Genomic DNA, 6,927 nt, shown 5'->3' with positions numbered 1-6,927 from the left:
GCAGGCTTGGAGTGATTTCACAAGTCAGAAACGAGCGAATGCTTCGCTCTTATTCTGACTTGCTCCAATCATCCAAGCCTAGACGCCAAGTCTCACACCCTGTTTTAGTCGGGTTCGCAAGAGCAAACTTGAAGTGACTTCACCCAATCGAAACGATCGGCTAAAGCCGCTCTTTTTTCGTTTGGGCTCCAGTCATTCAAGTCTAAGGGCTCTTGCTCACACCCTGTTCTTTTCATAGGCTTGCCAGATTTTCATTTGGACGGTGGGGAAGGCGTGTTGGGTCATGTCGCTGAGTTTGAGCCAGCACCAGTTGCTGGCTCCTTGCTTGGATAGGCGGTCGATGACTTGGTCAGCGTCTTCCTTTAGCTGGCCTTGGTAGACCCGTATATGCCAGACTTGGTGGCTGAAGACGTGTTTGACTTCGGCGAGCTGGCGCTTGTAGAAGATGGGGCTGACATGGTAGTGGGCTTGGCTCTCCGCAAGCAAGTTGTCATAAATGGCTTGGTCATCTTCAGCCACTTGGTCAGCAAAAAGGGGGCCCAGTTGACCGGAGCTTTCAGCAGGCTGCTGGCGTTCAAGCAAAGGAACCGTCCACAACTTGGCTAACAAACCTGTCTCTGGTCGCTGGCAGATCAGGACACGCCCAAGCTTGTCTTCCAAGACCAAGGCATCATAGTAGTAATGCTTGGCCTTGGCTTTTTTGCTCTTGACAGGATAATCCAAGGTCTTCCCCGTTAAAGTCGATAGGTTGAAGTCTCTTAGAGGGCTAGCTTCAGGATCAGGATCCTTGGCCCTTTGATAACTCGAACCTAGGTCCATAATGGCTTGGTTGAAGTCACCTGGACGTGTGGGATCCACGAGATACTCGCCCAATGCCTGAAAAATCTTCCGGTTCTTAGCCTGGGCAATGTCTGCACTCACTGTAAAAAGCCGGGCGAAGACCCTCATGGCATTGCCATCGATAGCTGGTGTCACGACATTGAAAGCAATCGAAGCGATGGCCCCTGCTGTATAAGGACCAATCCCCTTAAGTGATTGGATTTCCTTTAAGTCACTGGGGAATTCACCATCATAATCGTCCATAATGGTTTGGGCAGCCGCCTGCATATTGCGAACCCGAGAATAATAACCCAAGCCTTCCCAGGCCTTTAATAGGTCCGCTTCTTCAGCTTGAGCCAAAGCCTTAACATCCGGAAACTTTTGCATAAAGTTCTGATAGTAAGGGATAACCGTGTCCACTTGGGTCTGTTGGAGCATGATTTCAGAGACCCAGACGGCATAGGCTGATTTCGATTCGCGCCAAGGAAGGCTGCGGCCATGTTGGTCATACCAATCCAGCAAAGTGGTCTGAAACTTCTCATTAGTCTTAGGCCCCCAGACTTGGACGCCATGGATATCTGGGCCCAAGTCTTCAATTGCACTCCGCCCCAACCAATCTTCGGGCTTATGGTCTTGTATCTGCAAATTATCCCTCTTCCTTCTCCATCACTTGGTCTAGCCATTGCTTAATCGCCCCTGCTTCAAAGCCCCTCCGGTAAAGCTGTTGTTTGACTTTAAAATAGCGTTCTTTAGGGTCTAGGCGGCGGTACTTGCGCCAGTACTTCTGGCCTTGCTGGTCCAATTTATCATCTTCTAGATCGTCATCAACAAGGTCTTGACTCGCTCTTTGGACCGCTTGCTTGGCTGCATCACTATCGAAGCCCTTCTGCATCAAATAACGCACTGTGCGCTGTTCACTATCGCGCTGGGCATATTTTCGCATTTGTTGCTTCAAACGTTTAGCCGCCAGCTCTTCAATATTGTCTTGGGCAGTTTGATCATCATACTCCTCCAGAGCTTGTTGGATGGTCGACTCGCTGAGGCCCTTTTCCTTTAATTTGCGCTGAATTTGACCGGGCCCCTTCTTCTGCAGGCGCATAGCCGTCCGGGTATAGGACTGGCCATAAACCAAGTCATCGACGAGTCGCAGTTCTTTTAAGCGCTGGATAGTTTGGTCAATCACCCCTTCAGGCCAATCATCACGCTGGAGCCGTTGACGGATCTCCTTCTCCGAACGCAATTGATGGCTCAGATAATTCACTGCTGTCTGATAGGCCTGGGCAGCGGCTTCAGCTACTTGGATCTCAGCTACTCGCTCAGCACTTAAGACCTGACCCTTGGCCAAAGCAAACTTAACCAGGGTCGCTTCACTTACAGGAAAGGCATAGCTTTGGTTGAGATAAATATTAAAGCGATGTTTGCGCCGCTTTTGCGCTTCAATCTTGGTGATTTCACCGGACAGCTCTGCTTCTTCAGACTTTTCCTGGTCATTGTCTGTTCGCGGAGGCTGCGGTTTTTGATCTATTTTTTTGGCTTTCAGCGCTTGCGCTGCTTGGACCAAATCTTGAGCCTGGCGGGGCTTCGCCTTCTGTTGACTTGCTTTCTTAGCCTGATCAGCGGAGGGGTTTTTCACATGATCGCCGGATAAGTCTGAGAGCCGCACTGGGCCTTGGTAGTTCTTCTTTACCATAGCTGAGCCTCCTTTCACTATAGAGTCTGGGACAAAAGATCTATCCTCTTTTTTAATAACAAACTTCTTTCAAAAATCTGTTCCAAAAGTCAGTCCTGTCACCCACTTCATATAGGGTGAGAGGGAGCGCGGCTAGAAGTGGACCTCTGGAGCAAAGAGCCAAAGAAGACTGAAAGTCTTCGGCGGATCTTTGTGAAGAGGAGCCACTTCTGCGCGACCGAACCCGACTATCAGGGTGAGAGCAAGAGCGATTAGACTTGAAGGACTGGAGGCCAAACGAAAAAGAGCGGCTTTGGCCGAGCGTTTCGATTGGGTGAAGTCACTTCAAGTCTGCTCTTGCAGCCTCAACCTCGAACTATGTCCAAGCCTTGCTCAAGGCTTGGATATAGTTCGCGGACAGCTGCTATAGCTGTTCGACGCCCAGCGAGTTACAGATATCGTAAGCGTTAGCTGATTCAGGCCTAAACGACTTTTGTCATACTCTCCTACTATAGCATACTTTAATCTAATGGATAAAGTCTAAGACCCGTTCATGCCAGAGCTCCAGCTGTTCACTGTAACGCTCCCTATGGATGTCTTCAGCTGTTTGGTAGAGCTCACTAAATTGGTCAGAAGCTTCAGTGTAGAGCATTCTTTGGAAGAGGTGACTATTCTCTAAATCTTCTATTTTGAAATAAGGGGGCTGCTTAGGCGTATGCAAGAGAACCGACATATTGAGAAAAACCCAGCTTAAATAAGCCTGTCTAACCAGGTGAATAAAACGGCTAGGACGCACGTCGAGGGTTAGGTGAATATTGGTCATCCCCTCCACAATGGTGTGGCGACTCTTCTCCTTCAAGTTAGGCAGACGGTAAACCTGATGGAGAGCTAGCCAGGAAGGACTACCCCGCTTAACAGATTTCAAAGGAACAAAGATTAAATCCGCACTCACGACAGGCTGAAAAGGTTTCTTTGTCAGTTTCTGATGGAAGAACTGTTCCTTAGCCATCCGCTCGCTATAATTCTGGATCAGGATTTCCGGCTTTGATTGGGTCCTAAAGATTGACCCGTCACTACATACCACCAAGGTACGACCAGCCTTGCGGTCAGCATCTGCTTGGTAGTGGAGATAGACCACCTGTTCGCGAAGATTCAGCGTCTTTACACGTTTAGCTCGCTTGTAAAGAGCTTCAAGGTCCTCGGTCACAGAAAAATCGGCCACCAAAGTCTGAGTTCCTAACATTACAAGTATACCTCCAATTAATCGTATTTTATCGTCTAAAAACATAAAATTTTAGACACTTATAGCCTAGCAAATTTTTATTCCATCTGGGGATTTTTCATGAAAGATTTACATTTCTTTTACCTAAAAATTACATAAGCCCAACCATTGCTTAAGCTCCCCTTTCATAAAATGTTTGCCAAATAAAAAGAACAAGCACTTTCTAAGCGCTCGTTCTTTTAGACGAATCATTACTTATTTTCTTTTGCGATACATTATTGTTTCGTCTCTATAAAATACTTGGCCTAGGTCTTGGCAGCCTCTCGGAAAAGCTTCTTGGTAGCTGCTAAATGATCCTTGGAAGTCACAATCAGGAGCCGGTCTTTGGCTTGGATGGTAGTTGCCCCCTTAGGCACAAGGCTGGCCCGACCGCGCACAATGGAAGCGATGAGAATTTCTTGGGGGAGGTCCAGGTCGGCTAGTTTCTTCCCCGCTAGCGAAGAAGTCAGGGGCACATCAAACTCCAAAATAGCGGCTTCCTTTTCTTTATGGTCTTGGGGGAGAGGCCGCATACGGTCATAGAGGCTATCGTAGATAGGGGCCACCTTGAGGGCTTCTGCAAGCAGATAAGCTGTGATGGCCACAATGGCTACAGGTAGGAAGTTCTGCAAACTCCCCACCATCTCTAGGACAAGAACCATGGAAGTTAGTGGCGAACGGACGACTGCCGTCAGGACCCCTGCCATGCCTAGAACGACAAAATTAGCTAAGAGATCAGGATCTAAATCGATAAATAGGCTGAAAACTTGGAAGCTGGCTGCCCCAGTCAAACATCCCATCACGAGGGTGGGCAAGAAGATCCCGCCCGGTGTGGAAGTCCCATAACAGAAACAGGTGAAGAGTAGTTTTCCGACGAGGACTAGGATTAAGCTTTTAAGGGGCCAAGGCATCTCTAAATACTGGTAGACCAAGTCATGCCCGCTACCCGCCAAGGCGGGGAAAGCCCACACAATAAGCCCCGTTAAGAGAAACCCTAGGGCAATCCGAACCACAACATTTGGGAAGTGCTTCTGTAAAAAACGCTGGAACGCTAAAAGAACCTGATTGAAGGTCGTCCCCACTAGGGCTGTCACAAGACCCAGGATAATAATTAAGTAATAACTAGTTTGGGGAAGAAGTTGGTCCATTTTGATCGCAAAGGATGGGGTCAAGCCAAAGACCCACTTGGATACCAGGTCGGCACTGATGGATGCCAAGAGAGCAGGAATAAGAATAAAGGGCGAGATATTCTTATGGACTTCTTCAACCACAAAGAGGGTCGAGGCAATCGGTGCATTGAAAGCAGCTGACAAGCCGGCGCTGGCTCCCGAGGTTAGAAGGATACGCTGGCTCAGGTCGCCATGCTTGCGCCATTTAGTATAGGCCTTGCTGATTGCCGCCCCGATCTGGATAGATGGCCCTTCCCGCCCCAGGGACATCCCCGCTAGCATGGCCATAAATCCCCCCAGATATTTAGAAAAGAGCGTGGGCAGAGGCCGCATAGACATCTCACCCAAAAGTTCGCCTGACACCTGGGGAATCCCAGACCCACTGGACAGGGGCGCCAATTGGACGAGAATACCCGTTAAGGCCCCCATTATCCCTAAAAATAAAAAAAGACCAATTAGCCAAGGAAAATTCGTCATCTGGTAGAGAGCCTGCTGCCAGGTACCAGCATAAGTCAGGATATAGCGGTAAGCCACCGCCCCTAAACCAGCCAGGATCCCTACCAAGATCCCCTCCGCGGCTAGCGCCAACTTCGAGCTCGATTGTTTGAAAGCAGCGCTCAATTGTTTTTGATTGGATTCCAACACAATCCCTCCTTGAAATAAACTACTCTTAGTATAGCACAGGCAAAAGCTTTGTATTTGTTAAAAAAGGGTGTGAGACTTGGCGTTCAGGCTTGGATGATTGGAGCAAGTAAGGATAAGAGCGAAGCATTCGCTCGCTCCTTACTTGTGAAATCACTCCAAGTCTACCAAGTCGAACCCGACTAAGCAGGGTGTGAGAGGATGCGGGAGAAAGGGACCTCTGGAGCAAATGGGATAAGAGCGGCTTTAGCCGGTCGTTCCCATTTGTGAAGAGGAGCCCTTTCTGCATCCTCGAACCCAACTAAGGGTGTGAGACTTGGCGCTTAGCTCACTTGACTGGAGCCCAAAAGAAAAAGGGACTGGAGTTCTTACCCCAGCCTCTTCTTGTAGCATACATATCTTCAAATTATATCTTAACGCGATAACTGCTTGCGGGGCAATTGGCGGTTGTAGAGGAAGGTGACTAAGCCCCCTGTAAAGATAATGAAATAGCCGAGAATACTCCAGCCATCAGGTACCTGGCCAAGGAAGATGAAGCCGAGTAAGCCACTGAAGACAATACTGGAATAGTCAAAAATAGAGATCTCATTAGCTGGTGCAAACTTATAAGCCAGGGTAATCCCGAACTGACCGAAGCTGGCAGCTAGGCCTGCCCCTAAAAGAGCCAATAAAGCTTTTTGGTCGAGGGGGACATAGTTAAAGATTAAATACGGCACACAAACTAAACAGGAGAAGCCTGAAAAGAAGGCCACCGTAAAGGCACTGGGGACTCCCTGCTTGTTGAGCTGACGGACCGCAGTATAGGCTCCGCCCGCACTCAAGCCCCCAAGGATAGCGACAAGGTAAGGCAGAAGATCGGCTGTCGCTCCAGTCGGTTTGCTGACTAAGAGGACTCCCACAAAGGCAAAGCCCAGGGCGATTAAATGTTGCTTATCCATCCGCTCCTTGAGAAAAATCGCTGAAAAAACAAGCGTCGCAAAAGGCGCCAGCTTATTGAGAACCGAAGCGTCAGAAAGAAATAGGTGATCGAGGGCGTAGTAATTACAGAAGACCCCAATCGTCCCCAAGATCGACCTTAAGAGGAGGGTCTTCCAGGGCAATTCGCCTACCTGGACCTGGTTCTTAACTTGGGACCAAGACCGCATCAAGAGGGTCAAGGCAACGACGAAGGCAACAATATTTCTAAAAAAACTCTTTTCAATAGTGGGAAGGTCTCCGGCTAAGGGGATGCAAAGATTCATCACAGCAAAACCAAAAGCAGAGATCAAGATGGCAATAATGCCCTTATTACGATTTGTCACAGCAGCATATCCTTTCTATCCTTTACATTTCAATATCTCTACCCTACATGCTTTCGAGCCTGAATT

5 protein-coding genes are annotated in these 6,927 nt (G+C 48.6%); all 5 read right to left on the bottom strand.

The features are described 5' to 3' along the window. Positions 1 to 216: 216 nt before the first annotated feature. A complete protein-coding gene (mutY, locus tag QP339_RS09390; protein WP_284911294.1) occupies positions 217 to 1,464 on the bottom strand; it encodes an A/G-specific adenine glycosylase in 1,248 nt (415 codons plus the stop codon). 1 nt (position 1,465) lies between these two features. Beyond that, positions 1,466 to 2,509: a recombination regulator RecX gene (gene recX / locus QP339_RS09385; RefSeq protein WP_284911293.1), complete on the bottom strand. Its 1,044-nt coding sequence runs from the start codon at positions 2,507 to 2,509 to the stop codon at positions 1,466 to 1,468. 505 nt (positions 2,510 to 3,014) lie between these two features. Next, entirely contained in the window at positions 3,015 to 3,731 is a 717-nt protein-coding gene (locus QP339_RS09380; protein WP_284911292.1) for a hypothetical protein, read from the bottom strand. Positions 3,732 to 4,015: 284 nt separating this feature from the next. Beyond that, positions 4,016 to 5,560, bottom strand: coding sequence for a ClC family H(+)/Cl(-) exchange transporter (locus QP339_RS09375; protein ID WP_284911291.1), 1,545 nt, complete (start codon positions 5,558 to 5,560; stop codon positions 4,016 to 4,018). Positions 5,561 to 5,973: 413 nt separating this feature from the next. Next, entirely contained in the window at positions 5,974 to 6,861 is an 888-nt protein-coding gene (locus QP339_RS09370) for a DMT family transporter (protein ID WP_284911290.1), read from the bottom strand. Positions 6,862 to 6,927: the final 66 nt, after the last annotated feature.

The sequence above is a fragment of the Aerococcus sp. UMB7834 genome (genome assembly GCF_030215145.1).
Classification (GTDB): Bacteria; Bacillota; Bacilli; order Lactobacillales; family Aerococcaceae; genus Aerococcus.
Note: the sequence above shows the minus strand (reverse complement) of the source record. Positions and strands in the feature narration are given on the sequence as shown.

Coding starts and splice junctions, on each gene's coding strand:
- recX (WP_284911293.1), bottom strand. CDS start 2,509: ATGGTAAAGAAGAACTACCAAGGCCCAGTGCGGCTCTCAGACTTATCC.
- QP339_RS09380 (WP_284911292.1), bottom strand. CDS start 3,731: ATGTTAGGAACTCAGACTTTGGTGGCCGATTTTTCTGTGACCGAGGAC.